Source organism: Streptomyces sp. NBC_00704 (genome assembly GCF_036226605.1).
Lineage (GTDB): Bacteria > Actinomycetota > Actinomycetes > Streptomycetales > Streptomycetaceae > Streptomyces.
This window is the reverse complement of record NZ_CP109000.1, coordinates 4,222,294-4,248,092: the sequence shown is the minus strand read 5'-3', so window position 1 is coordinate 4,248,092 and position 25,799 is coordinate 4,222,294. Positions and strand designations below refer to the sequence as shown.

24 protein-coding genes are annotated in these 25,799 nt (G+C 74.5%); 18 read left to right on the top strand and 6 right to left on the bottom strand.

Annotation, left to right across the window (positions count from 1 at the left end; translation table 11 throughout):
* Positions 1-223: 223 nt before the first annotated feature.
* From OG802_RS18550 to OG802_RS18535, 4 genes are all read left to right on the top strand, one after another.
* Positions 224-1,822 (top strand): phage tail sheath family protein, encoded by a 1,599-nt coding sequence (locus tag OG802_RS18550; RefSeq protein WP_329411911.1) that lies wholly within the window; start codon positions 224-226, stop codon positions 1,820-1,822.
* 73 nt (positions 1,823-1,895) lie between these two features.
* Entirely contained in the window at positions 1,896-2,339 is a 444-nt protein-coding gene (locus OG802_RS18545; protein ID WP_069774061.1) for a phage tail protein, read from the top strand.
* The gene (locus tag OG802_RS18540; protein WP_329411909.1) at positions 2,339-2,836 is read left to right on the top strand and encodes a hypothetical protein; all 498 of its coding nucleotides are present in this window, start codon (positions 2,339-2,341) and stop codon (positions 2,834-2,836) included. Before OG802_RS18545 ends, OG802_RS18540 begins: the two co-directional genes overlap by 1 nt.
* Entirely contained in the window at positions 2,833-2,991 is a 159-nt protein-coding gene (locus tag OG802_RS18535; RefSeq protein WP_307164448.1) for a DUF6760 family protein, read from the top strand. Before OG802_RS18540 ends, OG802_RS18535 begins: the two co-directional genes overlap by 4 nt.
* Positions 2,992-3,164: 173 nt before the next feature.
* Here the strand turns inward: OG802_RS18535 and OG802_RS18530 are convergent, their stop codons facing one another.
* Positions 3,165-4,424: a hypothetical protein gene (locus OG802_RS18530; protein ID WP_329411905.1), complete on the bottom strand. Its 1,260-nt coding sequence runs from the start codon at positions 4,422-4,424 to the stop codon at positions 3,165-3,167.
* A gap of 1,168 nt (positions 4,425-5,592) precedes the next feature.
* Here OG802_RS18530 and OG802_RS18525 point away from each other — a divergent pair.
* The 8 genes from OG802_RS18525 to OG802_RS18490 all read left to right on the top strand — a co-directional run bounded on the left by OG802_RS18525 (position 5,593) and on the right by OG802_RS18490 (position 14,214).
* A complete protein-coding gene (locus OG802_RS18525; protein ID WP_329411903.1) occupies positions 5,593-6,594 on the top strand; it encodes a hypothetical protein in 1,002 nt (333 codons plus the stop codon).
* 63 nt (positions 6,595-6,657) lie between these two features.
* Positions 6,658-7,083, top strand: coding sequence for a phage tail protein (locus tag OG802_RS18520; RefSeq protein WP_069774064.1), 426 nt, complete (start codon positions 6,658-6,660; stop codon positions 7,081-7,083).
* 27 nt (positions 7,084-7,110) lie between these two features.
* Positions 7,111-7,836, top strand: a complete 726-nt coding sequence (locus OG802_RS18515; protein ID WP_329411900.1) for a CIS tube protein — start codon at positions 7,111-7,113, stop codon at positions 7,834-7,836.
* Positions 7,836-9,737, top strand: a complete 1,902-nt coding sequence (locus OG802_RS18510; protein WP_329411898.1) for a VgrG-related protein — start codon at positions 7,836-7,838, stop codon at positions 9,735-9,737. The genes OG802_RS18515 and OG802_RS18510 overlap by 1 nt, the downstream gene beginning before the upstream one ends.
* A gap of 49 nt (positions 9,738-9,786) precedes the next feature.
* The gene (locus OG802_RS18505) at positions 9,787-10,230 is read left to right on the top strand and encodes a GPW/gp25 family protein (RefSeq protein WP_329411897.1); all 444 of its coding nucleotides are present in this window, start codon (positions 9,787-9,789) and stop codon (positions 10,228-10,230) included.
* On the top strand, positions 10,230-12,188 hold the full coding sequence (locus OG802_RS18500; RefSeq protein WP_329411896.1) for a putative baseplate assembly protein: 1,959 nt from the start codon (positions 10,230-10,232) through the stop codon (positions 12,186-12,188). Before OG802_RS18505 ends, OG802_RS18500 begins: the two co-directional genes overlap by 1 nt.
* Positions 12,185-12,742 (top strand): phage tail protein, encoded by a 558-nt coding sequence (locus tag OG802_RS18495; protein ID WP_329411895.1) that lies wholly within the window; start codon positions 12,185-12,187, stop codon positions 12,740-12,742. The genes OG802_RS18500 and OG802_RS18495 overlap by 4 nt, the downstream gene beginning before the upstream one ends.
* A complete protein-coding gene (locus OG802_RS18490) occupies positions 12,739-14,214 on the top strand; it encodes an NADase-type glycan-binding domain-containing protein (protein WP_329411893.1) in 1,476 nt (491 codons plus the stop codon). Before OG802_RS18495 ends, OG802_RS18490 begins: the two co-directional genes overlap by 4 nt.
* Before the next feature lie 340 nt (positions 14,215-14,554).
* Here the strand turns inward: OG802_RS18490 and OG802_RS18485 are convergent, their stop codons facing one another.
* The gene (locus OG802_RS18485) at positions 14,555-15,958 is read right to left on the bottom strand and encodes an LCP family protein (RefSeq protein ID WP_443055272.1); all 1,404 of its coding nucleotides are present in this window, start codon (positions 15,956-15,958) and stop codon (positions 14,555-14,557) included.
* Between the two features lie 414 nt (positions 15,959-16,372).
* Here OG802_RS18485 and OG802_RS18480 point away from each other — a divergent pair, with 414 nt between their 5' ends.
* Together OG802_RS18480 and OG802_RS18475 are read left to right on the top strand one after the other, a co-directional pair.
* Positions 16,373-17,323 carry a glycoside hydrolase family 26 protein gene (locus OG802_RS18480; RefSeq protein WP_443055447.1) on the top strand — a complete coding sequence of 317 codons (951 nt, stop codon included), beginning with the start codon at positions 16,373-16,375 and terminating at the stop codon, positions 17,321-17,323.
* A 62-nt stretch (positions 17,324-17,385) separates the two neighbouring features.
* Positions 17,386-18,228 carry a M23 family metallopeptidase gene (locus OG802_RS18475; protein WP_329411888.1) on the top strand — a complete coding sequence of 281 codons (843 nt, stop codon included), beginning with the start codon at positions 17,386-17,388 and terminating at the stop codon, positions 18,226-18,228.
* An 8-nt stretch (positions 18,229-18,236) separates the two neighbouring features.
* Here the strand turns inward: OG802_RS18475 and OG802_RS18470 are convergent, their stop codons facing one another.
* The gene (locus tag OG802_RS18470; protein WP_329411886.1) at positions 18,237-18,728 is read right to left on the bottom strand and encodes a DUF7144 family membrane protein; all 492 of its coding nucleotides are present in this window, start codon (positions 18,726-18,728) and stop codon (positions 18,237-18,239) included.
* Between the two features lie 223 nt (positions 18,729-18,951).
* On the opposite strand from OG802_RS18470, the gene OG802_RS18465 reads away from it, so the two are divergent.
* Positions 18,952-19,482, top strand: coding sequence for a hypothetical protein (locus tag OG802_RS18465; protein ID WP_329411885.1), 531 nt, complete (start codon positions 18,952-18,954; stop codon positions 19,480-19,482).
* Positions 19,483-19,564: 82 nt separating this feature from the next.
* On the opposite strand, the gene OG802_RS18460 is transcribed toward OG802_RS18465, so the two are convergent.
* The gene (locus tag OG802_RS18460; protein WP_329411883.1) at positions 19,565-20,269 is read right to left on the bottom strand and encodes a DUF6445 family protein; all 705 of its coding nucleotides are present in this window, start codon (positions 20,267-20,269) and stop codon (positions 19,565-19,567) included.
* Positions 20,270-20,524: 255 nt separating this feature from the next.
* Here OG802_RS18460 and OG802_RS18455 point away from each other — a divergent pair, with 255 nt between their 5' ends.
* Positions 20,525-20,788: a hypothetical protein gene (locus OG802_RS18455; protein ID WP_329411881.1), complete on the top strand. Its 264-nt coding sequence runs from the start codon at positions 20,525-20,527 to the stop codon at positions 20,786-20,788.
* Positions 20,789-20,997: 209 nt separating this feature from the next.
* Positions 20,998-21,726, top strand: a complete 729-nt coding sequence (locus OG802_RS18450; protein ID WP_329417176.1) for a DUF4142 domain-containing protein — start codon at positions 20,998-21,000, stop codon at positions 21,724-21,726.
* 56 nt (positions 21,727-21,782) lie between these two features.
* Here the strand turns inward: OG802_RS18450 and OG802_RS18445 are convergent, their stop codons facing one another.
* Complete coding sequence (locus OG802_RS18445; RefSeq protein WP_329411879.1) at positions 21,783-23,438, bottom strand: glycoside hydrolase family 13 protein; 1,656 nt, start codon at positions 23,436-23,438, stop codon at positions 21,783-21,785.
* 258 nt (positions 23,439-23,696) lie between these two features.
* Between OG802_RS18445 and OG802_RS18440 the strand changes: the two genes are divergently transcribed.
* Complete coding sequence (locus tag OG802_RS18440; RefSeq protein ID WP_329411877.1) at positions 23,697-24,668, top strand: LAETG motif-containing sortase-dependent surface protein; 972 nt, start codon at positions 23,697-23,699, stop codon at positions 24,666-24,668.
* A 154-nt stretch (positions 24,669-24,822) separates the two neighbouring features.
* Here the strand turns inward: OG802_RS18440 and OG802_RS18435 are convergent, their stop codons facing one another.
* A complete protein-coding gene (locus tag OG802_RS18435; protein WP_329411875.1) occupies positions 24,823-25,785 on the bottom strand; it encodes a nucleoside hydrolase in 963 nt (320 codons plus the stop codon).
* Positions 25,786-25,799 lie beyond the last annotated feature (14 nt).

The following is a 25,799-nucleotide window of genomic DNA, read 5'->3' as shown; positions in this document are numbered from 1 at the left end:
GCGCCCCGGCCTCTCGGCGGGGACGGCCGAGGACCGGCGGCCGTACCGAAGGCAGGCCGGGAGCGGCAGGTGCGCGCGGGGCAGCCGGTGGCGTCGGACGGGGCCGGGGGACCGCCGGGGCAGGCGGAGTGCCCCCGGTCGTGCACCGGAAGACGTTTCGGAATACGCGCTTCGCGCGTGACGGTGAAAGACGTCCTGACGCGTACCCCGAGGAGAGCACAGCATGCCGTCCTACCTGTCGCCCGGCGTATACGTCGAGGAGGTGGCCAGCGGCTCCCGCCCGATCGAGGGGGTGGGCACCTCGGTGGCGGCCTTCGTCGGGCTCGCCCCGACCGGCCCGCTCAACGAGCCGACGCTGGTGACCAACTGGACCCAGTACGTGGCGGCTTTCGGTGACTTCACCGACGGCTACTACCTGGCGCACTCCGTCTACGGGTTCTTCAACAACGGCGGCTCGGCGGCGTACGTCGTCCGCGTGGGCGGCTCCCCCGCGGGCGCCTCGGGCGACGCCAAGTCCCCGTCCGCGCTGGCCGGTTCCGGCGCCGGCTCCGCGCCCGCCGCGCTGCCGGCCGGCGAGCCGAAGCAGCTCGGCACGTTCACCGTGACGGCCGTGGCGTCGGGCGAGAGCGGCGGCCCGCTGAGCGTCGAGGTCGCCGACGCCGAGGGCGAGGGCCCCGCCGAGCGCTTCCGGCTGATCGTCAAGGACGGCGACAAGCCCGTCGAGACGTTCGACGTGAGCGCGAAGAAGGGCAACCGCTCCTACGTCGTCACGCAGGTCAAGGAGCGCTCCCGGCTGATCACCGTGGCCGAGGCCGCGCCCGCCGCGCAGCTGGCCCGGCCGGAGAACCAGACGGTCGCCCTGCCGGCCGCGCCCTCCGCCGCACCCGCCGCGCCGGTGGAGGAGAGCGCCCCGGTCGGTCCCGCGCAGTACCTGGGCGACAGCTCCGACCGCACCGGCTTCGGCGGCCTGGAGGCCGTCGACGAGGTGTCCATGGTCGCGGTCCCCGACCTGATGGCCGCCTACCAGCGCGGCGCGATCGACCTGGAGTCGGTCAAGGCCGTCCAGCTCGGTCTGATCGCGCACTGCGAGCTGATGGGCGACCGCGTCGCGATCATCGACCCGCCGCCCGGCCTCAACGCCCGCCAGATCCGCGTCTGGCGTCAGGAGACGGCCGGATACGACTCCAAGTACGCGGCCCTGTACTACCCGTGGATCAAGTCCTTCGACCCGTCCGCCGGCCAGGCCCGGCTGATCCCGCCGAGCGGCCACGTGGCCGGCGTGTGGGCCCGCAACGACTCCGAGCGCGGCGTCCACAAGGCCCCCGCCAACGAGGTCGTGCGCGGCGCGGTGGACCTGGAGATCCAGATCACGCGCGGCGAGCAGGACCTGCTCAACCCGATCGGCGTCAACTGCATCCGCGCCTTCCCCGGCCGCGGCATCCGCATCTGGGGCGCCCGCACCCTCTCCTCCGACCCGGCCTGGCGCTACCTCAACGTCCGCCGGTACTTCAACTACCTGGAGGAGTCGATCCTGATCGGCACCCAGTGGGTGGTGTTCGAGCCGAACGACCACGCCCTGTGGGCCCGGATCCGGCGCAACGTCTCGGCGTTCCTGGTGAACGAGTGGCGCGCGGGCGCGCTGTTCGGCGCCCGCCCCGAGGAGGCGTTCTACGTCAAGTGCGACGAGGAGTCCAACCCGCCGGAGTCGGTCGACCTCGGCCGGGTGGTCTGCGAGATCGGCATCGCGCCCGTCAAGCCCGCCGAGTTCGTGATCTTCCGCCTGGCCCAGTTCCAGAGCGGCAGCGGGGAGCTGGAGGAGTAGCGGCGCGGGCCACCGCCCCGCCGCTTCCGGCCCCGTACCGCTCCGCAGTCAACTCCCGTAGAAAGAAAGCCAGATGAGTCTCCAGCCGGGTGACGCCCTCACTTCGCACAATTTCGGCCTCCAGATCGACGGCGTCATGGTCGAGTACCTCGCCGAGGTCAGCGGCCTCAGCATCGAGCAGGACGTCATCGAGTACCAGCAGGTCTCGGCGCAGGGCAAGCCGGTCACCAAGAAGCTGCCCGGCGTCAAGAAGGCCGGCACCTGCACGGTCGTGCGCGGCATGACCCAGTCCGCCGCGTTCAACCAGTGGATCACCGAGTCGATCAACGGCGTGATGGGCACCGCCCGCAAGAACGCCACGATCATGGTCATGGACTACATGAACAACCCGGTCAAGCGGTACAACATGCGCAACGCCTGGTGCAGCAAGATCGACACCAGCACGGTCAAGGCGGGCGAGGCGTCCGCGCTGACCGAGACCGTGACGATCACGTTCGAAGAACTGGTCATCGAGTAATGCGGCGCACGGCTGTCCGGGCGGCGGCGGGCGGGGAGCAGCCGCAGGAGGCGCTCCCGGCCGTCGCCGTGCCCGAGTCCGCACCGGCCGCGGCCCCCGCCGCGGCCCCGGCCCCGGCGGCGTACCGGCTCCAGACGGAGTTCCCCTTCGAACTGCCGCGCGGCTACGTCGACGAGGCGGGCACCGTCCACCGCGACGGCGTGATGCGGCTGGCGACGGCGCGGGACGAACTGGTCCCGCTGCGCGACATCCGCGTCCAGGAGAACCCCGCGTACCTGTCGGTGGTCCTGCTCGGCCGGGTCATCACCCGCCTCGGCACGCTGCCGCTCGTCCACGACGGCATCGTGGAGAACATGTTCGCCTCCGACCTGGCGTTCCTCCAGGACTTCTACCGCCAGGTCAACGCCGAGGGCCACACCCGCGCCTCGGTGCGCTGCCCCCACTGCTCGGAGCCCTTCGAGGTGGAACTCGGCGGGAGCCGCCTGGGGGAATCGTGACGTACGCGACCGACCGGCTGCACGAGGAGATCGCGTACGTCGCCTACCACTTCCACTGGAGCCAGGACGAGATCCTGGATCTCGAACACCACGACCGGCGCCGTTACGCCGACCAGATCGCGTCCCTGGTGACCCGGGGCGGGGCGGAGGGCTGAGGCATGGGGTTCCTGGAACGACTGCGCGGCGGACGCGGGCGGCGCGGGGGAGGCGGGGAGCCCGCCGGTCACGAGGCCACGAGCGGCCCGCTCCGCGCTGACGCCGCGGCCCACGGCGGCCCGGTTCACGGCGGCGGTGCGGCCCACGGCGACGGCCCGGTTCACGGCGGCGGCTACGGAACGCCTGCGCCGACGCCGACGCGGGCCGACGACGGCGCGGGGGCGCGGGCCGTCCCTGCCGCCTGGCCCTCGCTCCCGCCCATCCGGCGGACGGCGGCCGCGGGCCCCTCGGGCGTCGCCGACGCCGGGTTCGGCGGCCGGCTGGCCACCTGGCAGAACCCCTCCTTCCTGGACGTCCGCCCGCACGCCGTGCTGGACGCGGCCCCCGGCGGCCTGATGAGCAGTCTGCGGGCGGCTCCCCGGGCCGCGGACGCGGCGGCGGAACCCGAACGCCCGGCCCCGCCGCCCCGCGCGACCCCGCTCCAACGCGCCATCCCGGCACAGCAGTTGCCGACGTCGACGATGCCGATGTCGACGATGCCGATTCCGATGTCGACGATCCCGGCACCGGCACCGGCACCGGCATCGGTGCCGGCGCCCGGTCCTGCCCTGGCGGCGACTCCGGCTCCGCTGCCGGCTCCCGCAACGACGCCGTTCTCCGCTGCCGCCCCGGCCACCGCGTCTGCTCCCGCCGCCGCTTCCGCCCCTGCTCCTGCCTCTGCCCCTGCTGTGGGTCGGCCCGGCCCTGCGGACGTCCCGGTGGTCGCCGCGCGCCCGGCACCGGCCTCTCGGCCCGCTCCCGCCGCCCCGGCACGGGGCATCCGCGTGTCCCCGGCCGCTCCGCCCCCGGCGAGGAGGGCGGCCCCGTTGACGAGGTCGACGTCCGCGCCGGTCCAGCGACGGACGCTGCCCGCCAGGCCGGCACCCGCAGCGCCGTCGGCCGGCACGGGCCCGGCACAGGCCTCGGCGAGGGGTACGGCGGGGGGCACGGGCGCCGACGGCGGCGGACCGAAGCCCGCCGAGGAACCGGCGCCCGGCCCGCGAGCGCACTCCGTCACGGGACCCGCGCCCACGGCGACGACGGCCGACTCCCCGGCGACGCCGGTCCAGCGGGCGGCGACGCCCGCACCCCCGCACTCGTCCACGCCCATTCCCATGCCCATGCCGTCGCCCAGCCCGTCATCCGTACCGTCACCCATGCCCTCGCCCATGCCGTCGCGTCCGGCCGAGCCCGCCGTGTCCGTCGCCCCGGCGGCGGACGGTTCCCCGTCCGCGCGGGGCCCGGTCGCGGTCCAGCGGGCGGTGGCGGACGGGCCCGAAGCGGCAGCACCCGTCAGCACCGGCCCGGCGGCCAGGCCCGCGGCCCCGGACCGGCCGGTCGTCGCGCAACGGGCGGCCGCCGACCGGTCCCCCGCCGCACCGGCGACCGGCACGGCAGTCACCTCGGCAGCCGGCCCACCGGTCGCCCCGGCCGCCGCCGCGACAGCGCCCCTCGGCGTCCGCGCGGGAGACGGACCCGCGCCCGCCGAAGCGCCTTCGCCCGCCCACGCCCCGGTGGACGCCCGGCGAGCGACGCCCCCGCGCACCGCACCGACCACGGCACCCCCGCCCGCATCCACACCCGCACCCGCCAACTCGCCGACGCAGCAGAGCCGTTCCCTCCCCGCTCCCCGGCCGGGAAGCGGAACCGCACCCACCCCGCCGCCGGTCACGCTCCAGCGAGCGGTGACGGCCCGGAGTGCGGCCGTACCGGATGTGCGCGGCGACGGCCAGGCGGTCGCGAGTCCGTCGGCGGTACGCGCAGCCGCTCCCGTGCCGGGCAGCGGTCCCGCCGTTCCGGCGCCGTCCGCCGGCTCCGGCGACGTGCGGCCCGCGGTCCCACCGCCTCCGGCCCCTGACCTGCCCTCACCCCAGCCTTCATCCCTGCCTTCACCCCTGCCCTCGCCCCGGAACGGCGGCCCCGCCCCCAGCGCGGCCGCACCCGCGCCCATACCCGTGCCCTCTCCGCCTCCCGCACCTTCCGCCTCCACCGTGCCCCCGGGCGACGGCGGCGGTACGACGCCCTCAGGCATCCAGCGTGCGGCGACGGCGTCCGGTGTGGTCCCGGCGTCGGCCTCGGACGCTCCTGCCCGGCCCCGGCCCGCCGCGCCGGGCAACCCGGTCACGCCGCCCACCGGTTCGGCTCGTCCGCCCTCTCCGGCGCGCCCCGCCTCCGACGCACCCCGGCCCGTCACCGGTACGGCCGCCGCCGTCCCCGCTGCCGGGCCCGCCACCCCCGCGCCGAGCGTTCAGCGCGCCCCGGCGGCCACCGCCGCGCCCCGTCGCCGGGCAGGTCTCGGCGCCCCGAAGAGCGTCTCGGCACCCCTCCCCCCGGCCACCGGGCCCACCGCCCCGCACCCGGCCCCCGCGCCCCAGGCCTCCCCCGCCTCCGCGACCTCCCGCGCAGTGCCCGAGCCCGGTCCGCGCACGCCCGCTCCCCCCAGCCGCACGCCCGCCCCTCCCGGCCGCACGCCCACGGCCCCCGGCCGCACGCCCACCCCGCTCGGCGCGCCCGTGCAGCGCGGCGCACCGCAGGCGTCCGCCGTGGGGGCCGCCGCGCCCGTGTCCGCACGCCCCCTGCTGGGCGCCCCGCTCTCCGCGCGCCCCGCCGACGCCCGCCCCGTCGCGACGCCGTCCGGCGTCCCCGTCACGCCCCGGTCCGCCGCCCCGCGTCCGACGACCGGCCCGGCGTCGGTGTCGGCGCCCCCGGTCGTGCAGCGCGCCGCCACCACGCCCACGCCGCCTCCGGCGCCCCAACCCCCGCACGCCGCAACGCCGTTCGCCCCCGGTCCCGCCGCCGCACCGGTGACCCCCGTCAGCGCCCCGCCGCTCACGCGGCCGTCGTCCGCCGCAGCGTCGTCCGCCGCGGCCCCCGCTGCCGCCCTCACCGCCCCGGCCCTGCCCGTCCCCGTGCGCCCCGCGCCGTCGGCCGTCCGCACGCCGTCGGTGTCGTCCGCGTCCCCCGTGCAGCGCCGTACGGTCCCCGCCGCGCGGCCGGGTCCCGTGCCGCTGCGCCGCACCGCGCCCGGCGTTTCCTCGGGCCACCCCGTCGCCCGCCCGTACCCCACCCCCGTGGCCACAGCCCCCATGGCCGCGCCGTCCCCGGCACCGCCCTCCCCGGCCTCGCCCGCGCCGACACCCCCGGCCGCCCCCGCGCTCCCCGTCGTCCAGCGCCGCACCCCGCACGCGCCGCCGTCGCCCTCGCCCGCGACGCCTCCGCCGTTCCTCCCGCCCCTGCCCGTCCCGGCGGCCGTGTCCGCACCCGCGCCCGCACCGGTCGTCCAGCGCGCCGTCACCTCGCCGCCGCCCCCGCCCGCGCCGCCGCGGCCGTCGCCCGGCGTGAGCGGGCGGGGCTCCGCGCCGGTGGCCGGGCCGTCCTCCGGGACGGAGCGGCAGGCGACGCAACCGGCGCGGGCGCGGCCGGGGTTCGACCCGCGGGACCTCACCGACTTCCAGCTCGACGAGCTGACGCACCGCCTGACCGGGCGCATCACCCGGCTGCTGCGCACCGAACTGCGGCTCGACCGCGAGCGGATCGGCAGGCTCCGCGACCCCCGCCACTGACCGCTGCGCCCGCCGTCGCCGCCCCCCGACTCCCGTCCCCTCTCCCGGAAAGGCCAGGCCCCGATGCCCTCCGATCTCGACCCGGGCTCCACCGTCTTCTTCACCCTGACCATCGACGGCGAGAGCCTCGGCTTCTTCAACGGGTGCGAGGGGCTCTCGTCCCAGGTGGAGATCGAGCACCGGCAGGAGGGCGGCAACAACGGGTTCGTCTGGCAACTGCCCTCGCGGGTGACGTTCTCCACGATCCGGCTGACCCGCCCCCTCACCCCGGACACCACCAAGGTCGCCAAGTGGATCTCCTCGGTCACCACCGGGGTGACCCGGCCGACGGCCCAGATCGCGGCGCTGCGCGCGGACGGTTCGGAGGTCGCCCGGTGGGGCCTGATCGACGTGCTGCCGGTCAGCTGGCAGGGGCCGTCGCTGAACCCGGACAGTCCGGGCGTGGCCACGGAGGTCCTGGAGATCACCCACCACGGCTTCACCGACTAGCAGAGCATCCAGGAGGACGAGGACGTCATGGCCAAGGGAAGCAGAGGCGGCGCCGGGAAGAGCCTGGTCCGTGCCACCCTCGCGATCCACGAACCGCCGGTCGGCACCAGCACCACCCCCGGTGGACTGATCAGGTCCTTCGGGTTCGACTTCAACCCCGCGCAGTTGCAGCTGGGCCGCCGGGCCCAGTGGAAGGTCACGCCGACCGCGGCGGTCCGCGACGGCTCCGTGCCGGAGTTCATGGGGCCCGAGCCGCGCGAGATGACCGTCGAGATCTTCCTCGACACCTCCGACCAGCCGGGCAGCAACACCGTGCTGAAGAAGGTGGAGTCGCTGCTGGAGTGCTGCGAGGTCACCGCCAAGAGCATCGCCGCCAAGCAGCCCTCCCCGCCGTGGGTGGTGTTCCAGTGGGGCTCGTTCTCCACGGCCCGCTTCACCGCCTACGTCAGCAGCATCGACGTCACGTACTCGCTGTTCGGCACGACCGGCGTCCCGATCCGCGCGACCTGCCAGGTGCGCCTGCACGAGATCCCGAGCAGGACGAAGGGCCAGAACCCGACCTCGGGCGCGCTCACCGCGCAGCGGGTGCACCGGGTCGTCGCCGGCGACTCGTTGCAGTCCCTGGCCTGGCGCGAGTACGGCGACGCCTCCGCGTGGCGGTCCATCGCGGAGGCCAACGGGATCGACGACCCGTCCCGGCTGCCGAACGGGGTCGAGCTCGTGATGCCCGCCGCCGAGGAGGTGCGCCACTAGTGGTCCAGTCCGCGTTCTCCAGCGTCATCCAGGTCACCCTCGGCGGCAGCCCCCTGCCCGTCGACATCGCGCCGCTCCTCGTCGACGGCTGGGTCGACCAGGGCCTCGGCGTGCCGGCCGCGTTCCGGCTCACCTTCCGCGATCCGGGCCGTCAGGTCCTGGGCAAACTCGGCGTCAGGTTCGGCACGCCCGTCGTCCTCGCCCCGGTCGCCGACGGCAAGGGCGCCTCGGACCCGCTGCTCACCGGCGAGGTCTGCGGCCTGGAGGCCGACTACGACGGCACCGGCACCTTCACCGTCGTGCGCGGCTACGACCTCGGGCACCGGCTGATGCGCCGGCGCCGGGTGGCCGCCTACCGCAACCAGAGCGCCTCGGACATCGCCCGCAAGCTGGCCGCGCAGGACGGCGTCCCCGTCGGGCGGATCCAGTCCACCAAGACCGTCTACGAGTTCATCAGCCAGGCCAACGTCACCGACTGGGACTTCCTCGCCCGGCTGGCCGACGAGAACGAGATGGTCATGTCGGTGGACGCCAGGGGCAAGTTCCAGTTCGTCAGCCCGGACCCGGCGTCGGGCGCGCCCCCGACCTCCACGCCGGGCGACAAGAGCCCCTTCGTCATGGAGGCGGGCACCGACATCCTGCGGCTGCGGGCCGCCGTCACCGCCGCCGAACAGGTCGGGACCGTCGAGGCGCGCGGCTGGGACGTGACGACCAAGAAGAAGCTCACCGCCACCGCGCCCGCGCTGACCAACCCGGGCATCAGCATCGGCACCACGCCCGGGGAGGCGGCCGCCCGGTTCGGGAAGGCCAAGCTGGTCGACGCGCAGACGCCGTACGACCGGCAGTCGGAGGTGAAGTTCGCCGCCGAGGCCCTCGCCGACGACGTCACCGGCTCGTTCGCCGAGCTGGAGGTCGTCGCCCGCGGCACGCCGAAGCTGCGGCCCGGTCTGCCCGTCACGCTCGCCGACGTCGGCGACCCCTTCGAGGGCAAGTACACCGCCACGTCGGTGCGGCACGTCTTCGGCGACGGCAAGCACTACGAGGCGTGGGTCACCGTCAGCGGACGGCAGTGGCGGTCCCTGTACGGGCTCTCCTCGGGCGGCGGGGGCGCCCACAACGGCCTGCACCTGCCCGGCACCGTCAACGCGCTGGTCACCGACGTGGGGGACCCGCTGCGCCAGGGGCGCGTGAAGCTCCAGTTCCCCTGGCTCGACGACGCCTACGTCAGCGACTGGACCCGGGTGGTGCAGTGGGGCGGCAAGTTCGGCGGCTCGGTCTTCCCGCTCGACGTCGGCGACGAGGTGCTGGTCGCCTTCGACCGGGGCGCGCTGGACCACCCGTACGTCATCGGCGGCCTCTACAACGGCCGGGACAAGCCCACGCCGGTCAAGGACGTGCCGCTGCACGACGGCGCCCGCCGGCGCGCCTCCCGGCACACCCTGTCCGACCGCGAGGGCAACCGGATGGACCTGCTCAGCCAGCGCGCCGGCGGCAAGCAGGGCGTGCGGCTGACCAGCGGCGACGACAAACTCGTCATCAACCTGGACCGGACGCGGACCGAGATCACCGTGGACAGCAGGGGCGACGTCAGCATCAAGGGCGGCCGCTCGGTGTCCGTGAAGGCCGGCACCGACCTCACCCTCACCGCGGGCCGCAACATCGCCATCAGGAGCGGCGGTTCGCTCACCCTGCGCGGCGGCCTCGTCAACATCAGGGCGATGACGGGCGTGGTGTCGGTGGACGCGGCGGGCCTGCTCAACCTCAAGGCGGGCGCCGCCGCCACCCTCAGCGCGGGCGCCGCCGTGCAGGTCAACTCCACCGCCAACGTGGGCATCCGGGCCGCGACCGTCACCCTCCAGGGCGTCGTCATGGTCAACGCCAAGCCCTACCCGCTGCCGTGACGGGCAGCCCGCACGCCGTGAGACCCAGGAGAAGGCAGGTGGCCCTCTGATGGCCGAGCAATTCGTCGGTTCGGGCTGGGCGTTCCCGCTCCGCATCGGCCCCACCGGGGGCATCGCCCTGGTCAGCGGGGAACGCGAGATCGAGGAGGCGATCCGGCTGATCCTCGCGACCGCGCCGGGCGAGCGCCCCATGCGCCCGGAGTACGGCTGCGCCATCCACGACCTGGTGTTCGCCCCGGTCAACGAGGCGACGGCCGGCCGCATCCAGCACGAGGTGTACACCAGCCTGGACCGCTGGGAGCCGCGCATCGAGGTCAACGACGTCGACGTCACGGCCGGCGCCGAACAGGGCGTGCTGTTCATCGACGTCCGCTACTCGATCCGCGGCACCAACAACCCGCGCAGTCTCGTCTTCCCGTTCTACGTCATTCCGTCCCACGACGAGCCGGGCGACCCCGGCTCCTCCGGTACGGCTTCCGAAAGCGACCGCTGATGGCCCTGCCCTCCCCCAATCTGGACGACCGCCGCTTCCAGCAGTTCGTCGACGACGCCAAGCGCTACATCCAGCAGCGCGCGCCGGAGTGGACCGACCACAACGTCTCCGACCCGGGCGTCACCCTCGTCGAGACGGTCGCCCACATGGCCGACCAGATCGTCTACCGCCTCAACCGCGTCCCCGAGAAGAACCACCTGGCCTTCCTGGACCTGGTCGGCATCCGGCTGTTCCCGCCGTCCGCGGCCCGCACGGAGGTGACGTTCTGGCTGTCCGCCCCCCAGGAGGAGCCCGTCCTGCTCCCCGTGGGCACGGAGGCGGCGACCGTCCGCACGGAGAGCGAGGAGGCCGTCGTCTTCGCCACGGAACGCGAACTCGCCATCGTGCCCTGTCAGTTGAGCCGTCTCGTGGTGCAGCACCAGGGCGAGCCGGTCAGCGACCGGACCACCGACCTCGCCGAGGGCAAGGACCTGCTGTGCTTCGCCGAGGCCCCGCGCCCCGGCGACTGCGTGCTGTTCGGGCTGAGCGCGGCCGTCCCGCACTGCGCGGTGGTCCTGGAACTGGACAGCCGCGTCGACGGCGTCGGCGTCGACCCCCGCCAGCCCCCGCTGCTCTGGGAGGCCTGGACCGAGGACGGCTGGCAGGAGTGCGAGGTCGACCGCGACGGCACCGGCGGCCTCAACCGCCCCGGCGAAATCGTCCTGCACGTCCCCGGCGGGCACGTGCTGTCCCGCTCGGGCGGCCAGGAGGCCGGCTGGCTGCGCTGCCGCGTCACCGAACCCCTCACCGGCCAGCCCTTCTACACCACCTCCCCGACCGTGCGCTCCGCCGAGGTCTTCACCGTCGGCGGCACCGCCCCGGCCGTGCACGCCGAGACCGTCCACGACGAGGCCCTCGGCGAGTCCACCGGCCTGCCCGGACAGCGCCTCGCCCTCATCCACGCCCCCGTCGTCGGCGACGACCCGCCGCTGCTCCTCCAGACCGCCGAGCACGAGGGCTGGACGGACTGGCAGGTCGTCCCGCACTTCGCCGCCTCCGGCCCCGACGACCGCCACATCACCCTCGACGCCGCCACCGGCGAGATCGCCTTCGGCCCGGCCGTGCGCGAACCCGACGGCCGGCTGCGCCAGTACGGCGCGGTCGCCCCCAAGGGCGCGGTCGTCCGCGCCCGCCGCTACCGCACCGGCGGCGGCCGGGCCGGCAACGTTGCGCGCGGGACGGTCCAGGTGCTGCGTACGTCCGTCCCCTACGTGTCGGAGGTCGTCAACCGCGAGGCCGCGCGCGGCGGCGTCGACGGCGAGACCGTGGAGGAGGCGAAGAAGCGCGCCCCGATCACGCTGCGCGCCCAGGAGCGGGCGGTGACCCTGCGCGACTACGAGGAGCTGGCCCGCCGCGCCGCGCCCGAGACCGCCCGCATCACCTGCCTGGAGGGCGAGCCCGACGAGCACGGCTCGTACGCGGTGCGGGTCCTGGTCGTCCCGCAGGCCGTGCCCGACCCCGGCGGACGGCTGCGCTTCGAGCAACTGGTGCCCGGCGACTCCCTGCTGGACCGCATCACCCGCCACCTCGACGAACGCCGCCTGATCGGCACCCGGCTGGCGGTCGGCCCGCCGTTCTACCAGGGCGTGACGGTGGTGGCGACGGTGCACGCCTTCCGGGGCGTCGACACCGACCGGGTACGCCGCCAGGCCCACGACGCGCTCTACCGCCACCTCGACCCGCTGACCGGCGGCGCGGACGGCAGGGGCTGGCCGTTCGGCCGCCCGGTGCAGTCCGGCGAGGTCTTCGCGGTGCTCCAGCGCGTCCCGGGCGTGGAACTGGTCGACCAGGTCACCCTGCACCCCGCGGACCCCCTGACGGGCAAGCGCGGCGAGGCGACCGACCGCATCGACCTGGCCGCCCCGGCACTGGTCTTCTCCTACGACCACCGCGTCCGCGTGATCGGGGACGGCGCGTGAGGGGCTCGGTCGACGGACTGCGCTCCTCCACGCCGATCGGCGCGATGCTGCCGGCCGTCTTCGCCGACGACGACCTCGCGCAGCGCTTCGTCGACGGCCTGGACGAGGTCATGGCCCCCATCCTCAACACCCTGGACTGCCTGCCCGCGTACTTCGACCCGGCCCTCGCCCCGATCGACTTCACCCGCTGGCTGACCGGCTGGGTCGGCGCGGAGACCGACGGCACCGAGCCGGAGGACAGGCTGCGGGCCGCGGTCGCGGCGGCGGCGTACCTGCACCGGGTGCGCGGCACCCGCCTCGGCCTGTCGGAGGCCGTCCGCCTGGCGTTCGGCGTGACGCCGGAGATCGAGGAGAGCGGCGGATCCGACTGGAGCGCCCGCCCGCTCGGCCCGTTCCCCGGCGCGCGCCGCCCCCGCCTGCACGTCACGCTGCGCCTGCCCGATCCCGGCCCGGCGGACGAGCACCGCCTGGACGCCCTCGTGGCCGCCGCCCGCCCCGCCCACATGCCGTACTCGGTCAAGGTGACCGCAGCCGAAAGGACCCCGGAGAGATGACCACCCAGAACTGCGCCGAGTGCGGAACGCGGGCCGAGCCCGGCCAGACGTTCTGCGACGCGTGCGGGGCCGTGCTCGGCTGGACCGACCGGGCCCCGGCCCGCGCCGGAGCCGGCTCCGGGAGCGGCACGGCCCCGGGCGCGGCCGCGACGACCGGCGCCGGCCCGGGTCCGGCGGCCGGCGGGTCCGGCGGCGCGGGAGCCGGACGCCCGTCCGGTGAGCCCGCCCACGAGCCGGTCCCGCCCCGCCCCACGACGGACGCCCCCGCGACGGACGCGTCCCGCGCTCCCGACGCGGCCCGTCCCGCGGAGCCGGCCGCCTCCCCCGCCGCCGCCGACGCCTCCGCTGCCCCCGCCGGCTCCGACGACGAGGACACCGCGGAGAACCCCCTCCCGCCCGTCCCGCCGCAGGACGGCACGACGGCCGCGGCCGACGGCGGCCCGGCCCCCGCTCCGACCCCCGGTACGACGTCCGGTACGACGACCGGCGCGGCCACCCCGCCCGCCGTGCCGGCTCCCGCGCCCGACGCGACCGCGCCCACCCGGCCCGTCCCCGCCGCGCCCGCCCTGGGCGACACGATGGCCGCGCGGGCGCGCTCCCTGCTCGTCCCCGTCGCGGACGCCGAACCGCGCCCGGCCGCGCCCCCGTCCGTCGCCCCGGTGCTGCCGGGACGGCCCGTCGCGGACCGGCCGCAGGTCCGCGCCCCCGGCCCGGTCCAGGGCGACCAGCACGGCGTGGCGTGCCCCTGGTGCGCGACCCCCAACAACCCCGACCGGCACTTCTGCGTGCGCTGCGCGATGCCGATGACCCTGGAGGACCGCTCCTCCGTCCGCCTCCCCTGGTGGCGCCGCCTGTTCGACCGCAACGGCCAGACGCCCTGGGCCGGCGACCGGCCGCGGCTGCGCCGTACGTTCGACCGGATCGTCACGTGGGTGACGGCGGCAGTCGTCCTCACCCTTCTGATCGTCGCCGGGATGAACACGCCCGCCGCCGTGCAGGCCACCCGCGACCACTTCTCCAAGCGCGCCCCGGTCCCGCCGGACTCGGTCGCGGCGTCGCGCTCCTACCCCGGGCACAAGCCGGAGCTGGCCTTCGACAAGATCAACAACAGCTGGTGGGGTCCCGGCGTCGCGCAGTCGGGCGCGGGCGAGTGGATCGAGGCCCGCTTCGCCGAGCCCACCCGCCTGCTGGACGTGATCATCACCTCGGGCACCTCCACCCGCGCCGACCAGCTCAGCGAATCGGCGCTCCCGCACCGCATCAAGGCGACGATCACCCTGAAGGACGGCACGACGGCCACCCGCGAACTCACCCTCGACCAGAGCGCGGGCGGCCAGCGGCGCGCCTTCCGCGTCGGCGAGGTGACGAAGGTCCGCTTCACGATCGAGTCGTCGTACGCGGTCTCCGGCAGCAAGCAGGTGTCCATAGCCGAGATCGAGTTCTTCGGCCGCTCCAGCGCGAACACGTCCTGACGCGGGGGTGGGCAGGGGAGGGCGCGCACCCTCCCCTGCCCATCCACCCGGCCCGAGGGCGCCGCTCCGGCTGCCCGCCCGTCCCCTGTCCCCCCGCGCCCGGTGGACGGGCAGCGGGCAGCGGGCAGCACGAAAGAGTCCCACCCCGTGAACGGGATGGGACTCTTCCTTCGGAGCGCCGGGCAGGCCTTGCACCTGCATCTCCCCGCAGGAAGCGGGGCGTCTTTCCTTGGACCACCAACGCAGAGGTCGTTCACCGTTTTTCGTTCCGGTGACCGGCTCAAGATCAACCTTACCCCATTTCCAGGGCCTTGTTGACCGGGAACGACCGTTCAGGTGATCAGGCGACGTTCTCGACCTTCAGCTCCGGCCCGACGACCAGGGTGACCGCGCCCGCGGCGGCCGATCCGTCCGCCGTGGCCCGCAGACCGGGCAGCCGGGAGGCGAGGACGGCGGCCTGGGCGTCGAGGCCCGCGGGATAGGTCACCGTCGTCCGGGCGACCGTGCCGCCGGGCGCGTTGCCCGTCCCGACGACGGTGTAGCCGGCCTTCCGCAGCTTCTCGGCGACGGCCGCGGCGCGCCCGGAGACGCCCGTGCCGTTGAGGACCCGCACCCTGACGGACGAGGCGTACACCACGTTCTTCTTCGACGCGTCCAGCTGCGCCTTGGTGACCTCCTTGTCCTTGGCCAGGGAGGTGAACAGGTCGGCCGCCTGCGGGTACTGCCAGACGACGTTGGCCTTGTCGGTGGGCTGGTCGGCCACCCGCCCGTAGTTGGGGACGGTGAGGAAGGCGAGGCGGTCGCTCGGGATGCCCTTGAGTTCGTCGGCGAGCCCGTACAGCGGCTGGATGCCCGCGATGTCGGGGTCGGTCGTCAGGGACTTGGTGATCGACTTCAGGAAGCCGTACATCGCGTCCGGGTTGCCGAGCTTGGACTTGGCCTTCTTGGCCAGCGCGTCCATGAACTCCTGCTGCCGGCCGATGCGGCCGATGTCGGAGCCGTCGCCCACGCTGTAGCGGGTGCGGACGTAGCCGAGGGCCTTCTCGCCCCTGACGGTCTGGCAGCCCGCCTCCAGGTCGAGGTGGGCCTTCTCGTCGTGGATGGCCTGCTTCGGGCAGACCTCGATGCCGTCCAGCGCGTCCACCATGCCCTTGAACCCGGAGAAGTCGACCGTCATGAAGTGGTCGATGCGCAGGCCCGTGTTGGACTCGACGGTCTTGATGGTGCAGGCGGCTGCCTCGGCGACCTTGCCGGTGCTGCCGCCGATCGCGAACGCCTCGTTGATCTTGAAGTGGTGCGGCGAGGACGAACTGCCGTCGCCCTTCTGGCAGCCGGGTATCTCCACCCACGAGTCGCGCGGGAAGGACACCACCGAGGCCCACTTACGGTCGGCCGGAAGGTGCAGCACCATCAGCGTGTCCGACTGCATGGTGGTCAGGTCCTTGCCGTACTTGGCGTTCGCGCCCTCACGGGTGTCCGACCCGACGATCATGATGTTCTTCGAGCCGGGGCTGAGGTTGACCGGCCGGTCGCCGCCCAGCTTGTCGTCCACGTCGGCGGACTTGATGTTGTTGTTGAGGTCGTAGTAGATCCACGCCCCGGTCCCGCCCGCCCCGAGGAGGACCACGGCCGTCACGCCCGCGCCCCACGCCACGACCCGCCCACGGCGGGTGAGCCGCGTCCCGCCGGATCCGGCGCCGCCGCCCGTCCTGCCGCCGCTCCCACGCCTTCTCGATCCGCCCATCGGCGCTCGCCCCCCTCCGCTCCGGCCGTTTCGCCCCGTACACCGTGCTCGGGCCGCCGACGTCGGTCGCCGCCGGACGTCGGAACCCTACAGGTGAGCAGGAATACGTCCGGGAAACGCTGGTGACTCACAAGACCGCCCGGACCCCGTGACCGGTTGCCCCGCTCCCGCCGATGTGACCGACGTCCTGTCACCTCGCCGACCGACCCCCAAGGTCCGCACGGCGCGGAGGCGTTGACGCCTACCCGGTCCGGGTGGTTGGACGCGGTTTCGCGGCGGGCGGGGGAACGGCCGCCCCATCATGAGCCGGTGCTCCGCCTCCTTCACACCCGACGCCTCCCTCCCACCCGACGCCTCCCTCCCACCCGACGCCTCCCTCCCACCCGACAGCGACTCCACGCCCGGCAGCGCCTTCTGACGGCGCTGCTCGCCGCTCTCGCGCTGCTCGCCGGGCCCGCCTGCGTCCCGCTCGGGCGGGGCGCCGGGGCGCCGCCGGGGGCGTTCGGGGCGTACGTCGGGTACGACGACGCCGGCGTGCGGCGGACGGCCGGGCTCGACGCCTGGCTGGGACCGGCCACGCCGCGGGTGGGGCACGCCTATCTGCCGGGGGACCGGTGGAGCAACATCGAGGGCGCGCCCGGCTACCTGGAGCACTGGGCGCGGTGGCGGCGGGAGCGCGCCGACCGGATGTTCGTCCTGAACGTGCCGATGCTGGAGCGGACCGAGGACCACGTGCCGGACTCCGTGGTGCGCGAGGAGCTGCGCAGAGGGGCGCGCGGCGACTACGACGGGCACTTCCGGGCGCTGGCCCGGCGGCTGGCCGGGCTCGGGACGCCGGACGCCGTGCTGGTGCTGGGATGGGAGATGAACGGGGTCACCTACACCCACCGCTGCGGACCCGATCCGGGGGCCTGGAAGCGGTACTGGGTCCGGATCGTCGACGCCATGCGGTCCGTGGCCGGCCCGGAGGCGTTCCGGTTCGAGTTCACGCCCAGCCGCGGCCGGGACGCCGTCCCGTGGACCGCCTGCTATCCCGGCGACCGGTACGTCGACGTCGTCGGCATGGACGCCTACGACCAGCCGCACGGCATGTCCTTCGAGGAGCAGGTCGCCGAGCCGTACGGTCTCGCCGCGCATGTGCGGTTCGCGCGGGCCCACGGCAAGCCGGTGTCGTACCCGGAGTGGGGGCTGTACCGCAACGGCGACGATCCGGAGTACGTGCGCGGGATGCTGGACTGGTTCGCCGAGCACCGGCCGCTCTACCAGACCATCACCGACTACTGCCCGCACGGCGTGTGGCGCTGTGCCCGCAATCCACGGTCCTCGGCCGTCTACCGCGCGCTGATCGCTGGTCCGTCCGGCTGAACCGGCCCGGCCGTGCGGCACGGCGCGCGGCCCGCGCCCCCTGCCGGTCCGATGATCGCACGATGGGACGAGAACACCACGCGTGTCATCAGCGGACGCGGGCGCGCCTGCGCACCGCGGCCGGCTCCGCCCTGCTCGCCCTCCTCCTGCTCGCCCTCGCCGTCGCGCCCGCGAGCGCCGAGGAGCCGGGGAACGGCATGAGCGGCGGGAACGGCGTCGGCCGGGGATTCCACGGCGGCGCGGCCCGTGCCGTGCGCGCGCACGAGCAGGCCCGCGCGCGCGTCGACCGGCTGCGCGAGGCCGACGCCCGGCCCGAGCGGATCGCGGAGGCCGAACGCCACCGCGAGGCGCTGCGCTCCGCGTTGTGGGACCGGCTGCGGGCCGGGGCGAGGGAGGCCGCCGACCCGGTCGCCGTCGATCCGTCGGGACGGCGCGGCCACTGCCCGTTCGGCGACCGCAGCCGCGCGACCGAGCTGCGCGCCCGCCCCTGGACCGCCCCGGCCCGTCGCTACTGGCTGTCCGCGGGCTTCGCCGCCAAGGGCTCGCGCTGGGCCCACCGGCACACCGGCCAGGACTTCGCCGTGGACTCCGGCACCCCCGTGTACGCCGTGGGCTCCGGCGTCGTCCGCATCACGACCTGCGGCGACGGCTTCGGCAACCAGGTCCTGGTCCGCCACGGCGACGGCTACTTCACCCAGTACGCGCATCTGTCCCGCATCGACGTGCGCAGGGGCCAGCACGTGACCGCCGGTCAGCGCATCGGCCTCTCCGGCGCGACCGGCAACGTCACCGGCCCGCATCTGCACTTCGAGGTCCGCATCACCCCGTACGCAGGCTCCGCCGTGCCGCCCCTGCCCTGGCTGCGCCGCAAGGAGGTCCGGGTCTCGGGCACGCCGGTGACCTGACGTCCTGGTCACCGGCCCGGTGAGGCGGCGGGGTCGTACGAGGCCAGCGCCCAGATGACGAAGACGTCGAGGGCGATCTGGATGACCGCCCAGAACGGCGCGTACGGCAGGAACAGAAATTGCAGGACCAGGCTCAGGGAGGCCAGGGCGATGCCGCTGACGCGGGCCCACACGGCGCCCGTGAGCAGGCCCCAGCCGGTCACCGCGGCCACGACGCCCACGGCCAGCAGGACCCACCCCCAGCCTTCGAGGTTCAGCTCGTAGACGTAGGTGCCGATCCGCGCGTACACGTCGTCACGGGCGATCGCCGCGATGCCCTGGAACGCGGCGAGGACCCCGCTCACGAACATGATCACGCCCGCGAAGACGACCCCGCCGGCCGCCAGCCCCGCGCCCGACCCTCGTTGCGCGGGCCGGTCGGGGGGCGTGCCGGTGCCCTGGTGCGAGGGGTCCCAGACCGGTGACCCGTGCGACGGCTGTGCGTGCGGCTGGTCGCTCATGGCGTACCCCGTCTCCGTGTCGGTTCTCGCTCGTGCTCGGACGTGCTCGCTCGTGCTCGGACGTGCTCGCTCGTGCTCGGTCGTCCTCGCTCGACCATCCGTCCGGCCGGGGGCCGCCACCACGGGGGTGTGCCGTTCGGGTGAGCCGGGGTGCGGGCGCGGCCGCCGCGGCCTTCACTGGAGAGGGTCCGTACCCGGATCCGGACAGCGACCTGGAGGAGAGATGGCGGCTCACCGCACCCGACGGCGCAAGGGCCTGCTGGTGACGGCGGCCTGCGCGGCGGCACTCCTCGGATCCGCCGGGCTCACCGGCTGCTCCGACGACGACAGCGCGTCCTCCGTGGCCAGCAAGGCGGCGTCGGCCGCGCAGTCGGTCGGCGCGCAGGCCTCGTCGGCGGCGTCCTCGCTCGCCTCGCGGGCGTCGGAGGCGTACGCGTCGGCGACGGCGGAGGTGAACCGCCGGTTCGACGAGATCAAGGGCGGAGTCGACGCCGAGGACGACGTGAAGCTGGGCACGCCGGGCGTCGACGGCGGCCACGGCACGGTCGAGGTGACCGCCGCCAACAGCGCCGGATCGACGAAGTCGTTCGCCGTCCAGGTCGACTTCGAGGACTCCGGCGGCAACCGGGTGGACACGGTTCTGGTGACCGTCTCCGACGTCCCGGCCGGCAAGACCGGCAAGGCCACCGCCCGCAGCAACCGCGAGCTGTCCGGCCAGGTGCGGACGGAGGCGGTCCGCGCGGTGCGCTACTGACGACGGCCGCCGGACCGGACCTCGCGGCCGGGGTCGCCTCGCGGGCGGGGCGCCTCGCGGGCGGGGCGCCTCGCGGCCGGGGTCAGGCCATCCAGAAGAAGACGGCCGTCATCCGCTTCTCCTCCAGCGTCGTGCCGCAGTAACGGGACGCGCTGTGCACGAGGTTGGCGTGGTAGAGGAGCAGCCGGTTGGGCCTGTGGGGCACGCGCACGTCCTCCTCGAAGGCGTCCGGCGCGACGAAGCGGGTGCCGAGGGCCTCGACGAGGTTGTTGTGCGGCGCCTGGACGACGTTGCCGCCGAGCCGGCCTCCCGGCAGGGACTGCCGGTGGAAACTCGTTCCGCAGTCCTTGGGGACGGCGGGGTTGAGGTAGAGCACGGCCGCGTACCGGCACAGCGCCCGCGAGTCGGAGTGCGGACGCGGCGAGCCCTCCCCCTCGCCCACGACCTGCACGCAGTTGTGGTTCAGGGTGCCGCCGCCCGGCGTCTGCTGCACCCACAGCCGGCGCGCCCCGGTCGCCTTCCTCACCAGTCCCTCCACACGCGCGAGTTCGGCGGACTCCAGTCCGGGCATGGTGCGCAGTCCGGGCCAGCTCTCCGACGTGTAGGGGTGGCCCTTGACCCAGTCGTCCCTGGCGAGACAGCGCTCCCGGATCGCCGCGGCGTCCGCCTCGGGGAAGACGTCGTCGAGCACCCAGTAGTCACGGCCCTTGGTGGGCTTGCGGTAGGGCAGGACCGGGAGCGTGGCGGCAGCCCTCGCGGGCCGGTGGGGCCGCTGTGGCATGGACATGCGGCGAATCTAGGCGCGGGGTCCGCCACGACTCGCCCTCCCGTTCGTCCGCACTCCTCCGCGAAGTGGTCAACACTTCGTCCGGCCGGTCAACGGTTCGCCAACCGGGAAGGCCCCGGCGTCGTCCGTCCGGTGCGGCGAAGAGATCACCGGCACCGCCGTCGCCGCCCTTTCTTCACGCCGTACACACAAGAACTCCCGGAATTGTGGCCTCCGTCACAGCATGCGGGGAGCCTGGCCTGCTGAAGTGACCGGATGATCGGTCTCGTCATCCGCGTTCTCCCGTTCTGGGTGCGCGAACCCCTGCTCGTCGTCGTCGGCGTCCCCTTCAGCGGCCTCCTCTTCTACGCGGGCATCCGCGACCACGAGTGGATCGGGGTGGCGCTGGGCGCCGCCGTCGCCGTGTTCACCGCGGTCCGCGTGCACACCATCAACCGCGCCCTCAAGGCCCGCCGTCAGGTGAAGGCCCTCGAGGAACTGACGCGGACCGCCGGCGTGAAGCGCATCGAGGGCATCTAGCCCCTGGGCCGCCGGACGGCCCGGCGGCGGGCCGGCGGCCCACGGGTCGGCCCCGGGCGACCCTTCGTCAATTTTTCGCGATTACCGGTGAGTCGGATCCGCTTCGCGTACGTACTCCTGTGTGTTCGCCCCCAGCGGGCACGGCACAACGACACATCGGCGGAGTCCCCGACCGGGCAGGAGGCACGGTGCCACTTTCGCGAAACATGATGGGAACCCTGTTCGTCGGGGGTGCGCTGACGCTCACGCTCAGCGCGCTCGCGTACCCGTCGATGCTCGGACTTGACACCGTCTCCACCTCGACGGACCGGGTGATCGCCAACACCCAGTGGGGGCCGCTGACCGAGGGCGACCGCGACTTCGTCGTCAAGGTGCGGGCCGCCGGACTCTGGGAGTACCCGCTGGGCCAGCTCGGGCTCCAGAAGAGCCAGACGCCGGCCGTGCGCACCGCGAGCAACCACCTGATCGACGGTCACGGAGCGCTGGACACCAGCTGCCGCAAGATCGCGCCGATGCTGAACATCACGCTGCCCAACGTGGCCAGCCCCCAGCAGGAGGGCTTCGTCACGCAGCTGAAGGCGGAGAGCGGCAAGCAGTTCGACAGCGACTTCGCCAACATCCTGCGCATGACGCACGGCTCGATCTTCAACACGATCGCCAAGATCCGGTCCACCACCAAGAACACGCTGGTCCGGGCGCTCGCCGACCAGGCCAACGACACCGTGCTGGACCACATCACGGTCATGGAGAAGACCGGCCTGGTGGACTTCGACACCACGCTGTTCAACCAGACCACGCCGCCCAAGCTGCCCAAGTCGGACCTGACGCCCCCGGTCCCGCCCGCCGGCCAGCCCATGATCATCCTCCCCCCGCCGCCCACCGCCACCTCCACCCCGCTGGACCTCGGCGCGGCCGTGAGCGGCACCGGGAACCAGTAGCGGCCCCGACGGGACGCGGGCGCGCGGTAGCGCGGGCTCGCGGTGGCGGGCGCGGGTCACGCCAGCCAGACCGTCGTGTCCGGCGGCAGCACACCGTCGTCGCCGAGGGGGACGCTGCTCAGCAGCACCTCCCCGGGCGGCGACGGCACGGCCGCGCCGGACAGGTTGGCCACGCACCGCCAGCCGTCGTGGCGGGCGAAGGACAGCACGCCCGGCGGGGACGCCGGCTCCCAGACGAGTTCCTCGCCTTCCAGCAGCTTGCGCCGCAGCCGCAGCGCCGTGCGGTACAGCTCCAGGGTGGAGCCCGCCACGCCGTCCTGCGCGGCGACGGCGTACCGCGCGAAGCCCGGCGGCTGCGGCAGCCACGCGCCGGCCGCGCCGAACCCGTACGACGGGCCCCGCGTCGTCCACGGCAGCGGCACCCGGCAGCCGTCGCGGCCCTTGCGGACCCGGCCGGTCTGCTCCCACACCGGATCCTGGAGCACCTCCACGGGCAGGTCGGCCACCTCCGGCAGGCCCAGCTCCTCGCCCTGGTACAGATACGACGATCCGGGCAGCGCCAGCATCAGCAGCGTCGCCGCGCGGGCCCGGCGCAGACCGGCCCGCTCGTCGACGCGCGGCGCGCGGCCGCCCGACAGCAGCCAGGCGTCGAGGTCCGTGCCCGGCGGGAGCATGAGCCGCGAGGCGTGCCGCACGACGTCGTGGTTGGACAGGACCCAGGTGGCCGAGGCGCCGACGGCCCGCGCGCCGGCCAGCGAGTCCGTGATGACCGCCCTGATCTCCTCCGCATCCCAACCCGCTTGCAGGTACTCGAAGTTGAAGGCCTGGTCGAGTTCGTCGGGACGGGCGTACAGGGCCCGTCGCGCGCCCGGCACCCAGGCCTCCGCGACCGCCGTGCGGGGCGGGGAGTACGTGTCGAAGAGGCGGCGCCAGTCGCGGTAGATCTCGTGGACCTCGTCGCGGTCGTAGAAGGGGTGGGCGCCCGGCGGCATCCGGTCGAGGGCCTGCTCCCCGGCCGCTTCCGGCATGCCCAGGTCGCGCAGGGGCTCGACGAGGTCCTTGGCGAGCGCGTGCGCCACGTCGACGCGGAAGCCGTCGACGCCCCGGTCGGCCCAGAAGCGCAGCGTGGTGCGGAAGTCCTCGCGGACCTCCGGACGGTCCCAGTTCAGGTCCGGCTGCTCGCGCGCGAACAGGTGGAGGTACCACTGCCCGTCGGGGACCCGCTGCCAGGCGCTGCCGCCGAACACCGACTGCCAGTCGGTGGGCGGCAGCGCGCCGCCCGGACCGCGCCCGTCACGGAAGACGTAGCGCTCCCGGGCCGGGGAGCGGGGACCGGCGGCCAGCGCCTCCCGGAACCAGGCGTGCCGGTGGGAGGTGTGGTTGGGGACGACGTCGACGATCACCTTCAGGCCCAGCCGGTGGGCCTCGGCGGCCATCGCGTCGAAGTCGGCCAGGTCGCCGAGCCGGGGATCGACGTCCCGGTGGTCGATGACGTCATAGCCGCCGTCGGCGAGTTCGGAGGGGTAGAACGGCGAGAGCCAGAGGGCGTCCACGCCGAGGGCGGCCAGATGGTGCAGCCGGTCGGCGACCCCGCGCAGATCGCCGAGCCCGTCGCCGTCGGCGTCGGCGAAGCTGCGGGGATACACCTGGTAGACGACGGCCTGGCGCCACCAGTCGGAGCGGTGGGAGGAGAAGTCGGTCACGAACGCCATTCTGTCCCGCTTGCCGGGAAAGTGAACGTCCCACCGTTCGGAGCCGATCGTTCCGCACGTGATGGAGATGTGACGAAGTCTTGAACTCCCTTGGGTTTGACGCAGGTTGACAGGGGTCCACCGTCCACACGACGATGGCCTGACACTGTGACGCCCGGGACCCCAGGGCCCAGTGTTTCTCCTGAGACTCCGACTGATCTGACGACTGATCCGACCCATCAGTCTCACCCCTGGCACTCGCCAAGAATTGGGATGCGCATGTCCATAGCGAGACGAGTCACCGTACGCCGACTGCTGGGGGCGGGCGCCGCTTCGCTCACCCTCTGCGCCGCCTCCGCGGCCGCCGCCCCGGTCGCCTTCGCCGGCACCGGGACGCCCGGCGGCGACGGCTGGAAGTCCGGCGGCCAGTACCTGCCGGGCACCGGCGCGGGCACCGAGACGGGGACCGACCGCTGCGAGTTCTCCCTCGACGGCAAGCACTTCCAGGCCTCCGTCCGGGTCGACGACCAGAACCTGCGCCCCACCGAGGACGGCAAGGTCCACATCACGGTCCGCGCCGCCGGCGACGCCTCGACGTGCACCGCCTCCCTCGCCTCCTACCTCGCCCACGGCTCCAGTTTCCGCACCTCCGGCGAGCAGGTCTTCGTCGACTTCGACAGCGTGACGGTCAAGGCCGGCCAGACCGACGCCCTCGACATCGCGGTGCCCGACGCGGGCTGCTTCGCGCAGATCGACCTCTACCGGGGCGCGGTCAAGTTCGACGGCAAGACCGACGCGAAGGACGGCTTCGTCCACGGCGACCTGCCCAAGGGCCCGGACCGCCCGGTCATCAAGGACAAGCTGATCGCAGCCTGGAACGGCGGCGCGAAGGACTGCACCGTCGTCGAGCAGCCCCCGGCGAGCCCGCCCGCGCCGTCGGGCAGCCCGTCCGGCACCCCCTCGGGCACGCCGTCGACCCCGGCGAGCACGCCGTCCACCCCGTCGGACGGCGACAGCGACAGCGCCTCGCCGTCGCCGTCCACGTCCGCCGGCGACTCCCCGACCCCGACTCCGTCCGCCTCCGAGTCGACGCCCGCCCCGGCCCCCACCCCCGACGGCGGCGGTGGCGGCCTCGCGGAGACGGGCGCCAGCAGCAAGACGCCCCTGATCGCGGGCGGCGCCGCGGCCCTGCTCGCGGGCGGCGCGGCGATCGTCGTCGCCACCCGACGCCGCAAGGACGCCCGCGCCTGACGCCGACGCCGGCACGGACGCCGGCACGGACGGCGGACACAGACACGGAACGCCGGAGACGGAACGCCGGAGACGACGGTGAAGGGGCGGGTCACCCCCGCCCCTTCACCGTCGTCGCGTGTTCCCGCCCGTCGTCAGGGGCCGTCGGCCGCCGTCAGTCGCCCTCGACCGTCGTCAGCCACAGCTTCACGTAGCGCTCGACGTCCACGTCCAACGCCACGTCCACCAGGGCCTGTTCGCGCACGCCCTCGTGGATCTCGGACTCGCCGGGGCGCGGACGGCGGTCGACGACCGTCTGACCCCGGGCCGGACCGGGAGCGAGACTGACCTCCACCGGGAGCGCCCGCGTGGTCAGGCCCGCCGGGTCGGCCACCGCGCAGACCGCACCCGCGTCGCCGAGACCGCCGGTCGGCGTGGGATCGCCCGAGGTCGCCGGATCGCGGTGGGCGAGCAGCTCCCCGGCCAGCCGCAGCCGCGGCTGCGCACTCGCCCGCAGCCGCGCCACGTCCGCCCCCGGGACCAGCACCCGCTTGAACACGTCCAACCCGTACATCGTGATCGGCACGCCCGCGGTGAGCAGGACCGCCGCCGCCTCCGGGTCGTGCCACACGTTGAACTCCGCGACCGGCGTGGCGTTCCCCGTCGTCACCGCGCCGCCCATGAACACGATCCGCTCGATGTTGCCGGTCACCTCCGGGTGGGTGCGCAGCAGCAGGGCGATGTTCGTCAGCGGGGCGGTGGGGATCAGGGTGACCGGGCGCGGGGAGGCGAGGATCTCGCGGCGCAGCAGGGTCACCGCGTCCACGTCGACCGGGCGGCGGGCCGGAGCGGGCAGGCCCAGGTCGCCCATGCCGTCGGCGCCGTGCACATGCCGGGCCACGCGCAGCGGCTCGATCAGCGGGCGTTCCGCGCCGCGCGCGACCGGGACGTCGCCCGCGCCCGCCTGCTCCAGGACGGTCAGCGTGTTGCGGACCACCCCGTCCACGTCCGTGTTGCCCGCCACGCAGGTCACGGCCCGCAGGTCCAGCCCGGGATGGCGCACGGCGAACAGCAGGGCCAGGGCGTCGTCGACGCCCGTGTCGCAGTCGATGATCACGGGAATGGGCTGCTCGGTCACCTGAGGACTCCTTC

Excerpts from the sequence above, each read along its gene's own strand:
- OG802_RS18545 (WP_069774061.1), top strand. The coding sequence starts at position 1,896 with ATGAGTCTCCAGCCGGGTGACGCCCTCACTTCGCACAATTTCGGCCTC.
- OG802_RS18470 (WP_329411886.1), bottom strand. The coding sequence starts at position 18,728 with ATGAGCGACCAGCCGCACGCACAGCCGTCGCACGGGTCACCGGTCTGG.
- OG802_RS18455 (WP_329411881.1), top strand. The coding sequence starts at position 20,525 with ATGATCGGTCTCGTCATCCGCGTTCTCCCGTTCTGGGTGCGCGAACCC.
- OG802_RS18515 (WP_329411900.1), top strand. The coding sequence starts at position 7,111 with ATGGCCAAGGGAAGCAGAGGCGGCGCCGGGAAGAGCCTGGTCCGTGCC.
- OG802_RS18550 (WP_329411911.1), top strand. The coding sequence starts at position 224 with ATGCCGTCCTACCTGTCGCCCGGCGTATACGTCGAGGAGGTGGCCAGC.
- OG802_RS18450 (WP_329417176.1), top strand. The coding sequence starts at position 20,998 with ATGGGAACCCTGTTCGTCGGGGGTGCGCTGACGCTCACGCTCAGCGCG.
- OG802_RS18445 (WP_329411879.1), bottom strand. The coding sequence starts at position 23,438 with ATGGCGTTCGTGACCGACTTCTCCTCCCACCGCTCCGACTGGTGGCGC.
- OG802_RS18440 (WP_329411877.1), top strand. The coding sequence starts at position 23,697 with ATGTCCATAGCGAGACGAGTCACCGTACGCCGACTGCTGGGGGCGGGC.
- OG802_RS18485 (WP_443055272.1), bottom strand. The coding sequence starts at position 15,958 with ATGGGCGGATCGAGAAGGCGTGGGAGCGGCGGCAGGACGGGCGGCGGC.
- OG802_RS18460 (WP_329411883.1), bottom strand. The coding sequence starts at position 20,269 with ATGTCCATGCCACAGCGGCCCCACCGGCCCGCGAGGGCTGCCGCCACG.
- OG802_RS18520 (WP_069774064.1), top strand. The coding sequence starts at position 6,658 with ATGCCCTCCGATCTCGACCCGGGCTCCACCGTCTTCTTCACCCTGACC.
- OG802_RS18505 (WP_329411897.1), top strand. The coding sequence starts at position 9,787 with ATGGCCGAGCAATTCGTCGGTTCGGGCTGGGCGTTCCCGCTCCGCATC.
- OG802_RS18475 (WP_329411888.1), top strand. The coding sequence starts at position 17,386 with ATGGGACGAGAACACCACGCGTGTCATCAGCGGACGCGGGCGCGCCTG.
- OG802_RS18490 (WP_329411893.1), top strand. The coding sequence starts at position 12,739 with ATGACCACCCAGAACTGCGCCGAGTGCGGAACGCGGGCCGAGCCCGGC.
- OG802_RS18500 (WP_329411896.1), top strand. The coding sequence starts at position 10,230 with ATGGCCCTGCCCTCCCCCAATCTGGACGACCGCCGCTTCCAGCAGTTC.
- OG802_RS18465 (WP_329411885.1), top strand. The coding sequence starts at position 18,952 with ATGGCGGCTCACCGCACCCGACGGCGCAAGGGCCTGCTGGTGACGGCG.
- OG802_RS18540 (WP_329411909.1), top strand. The coding sequence starts at position 2,339 with ATGCGGCGCACGGCTGTCCGGGCGGCGGCGGGCGGGGAGCAGCCGCAG.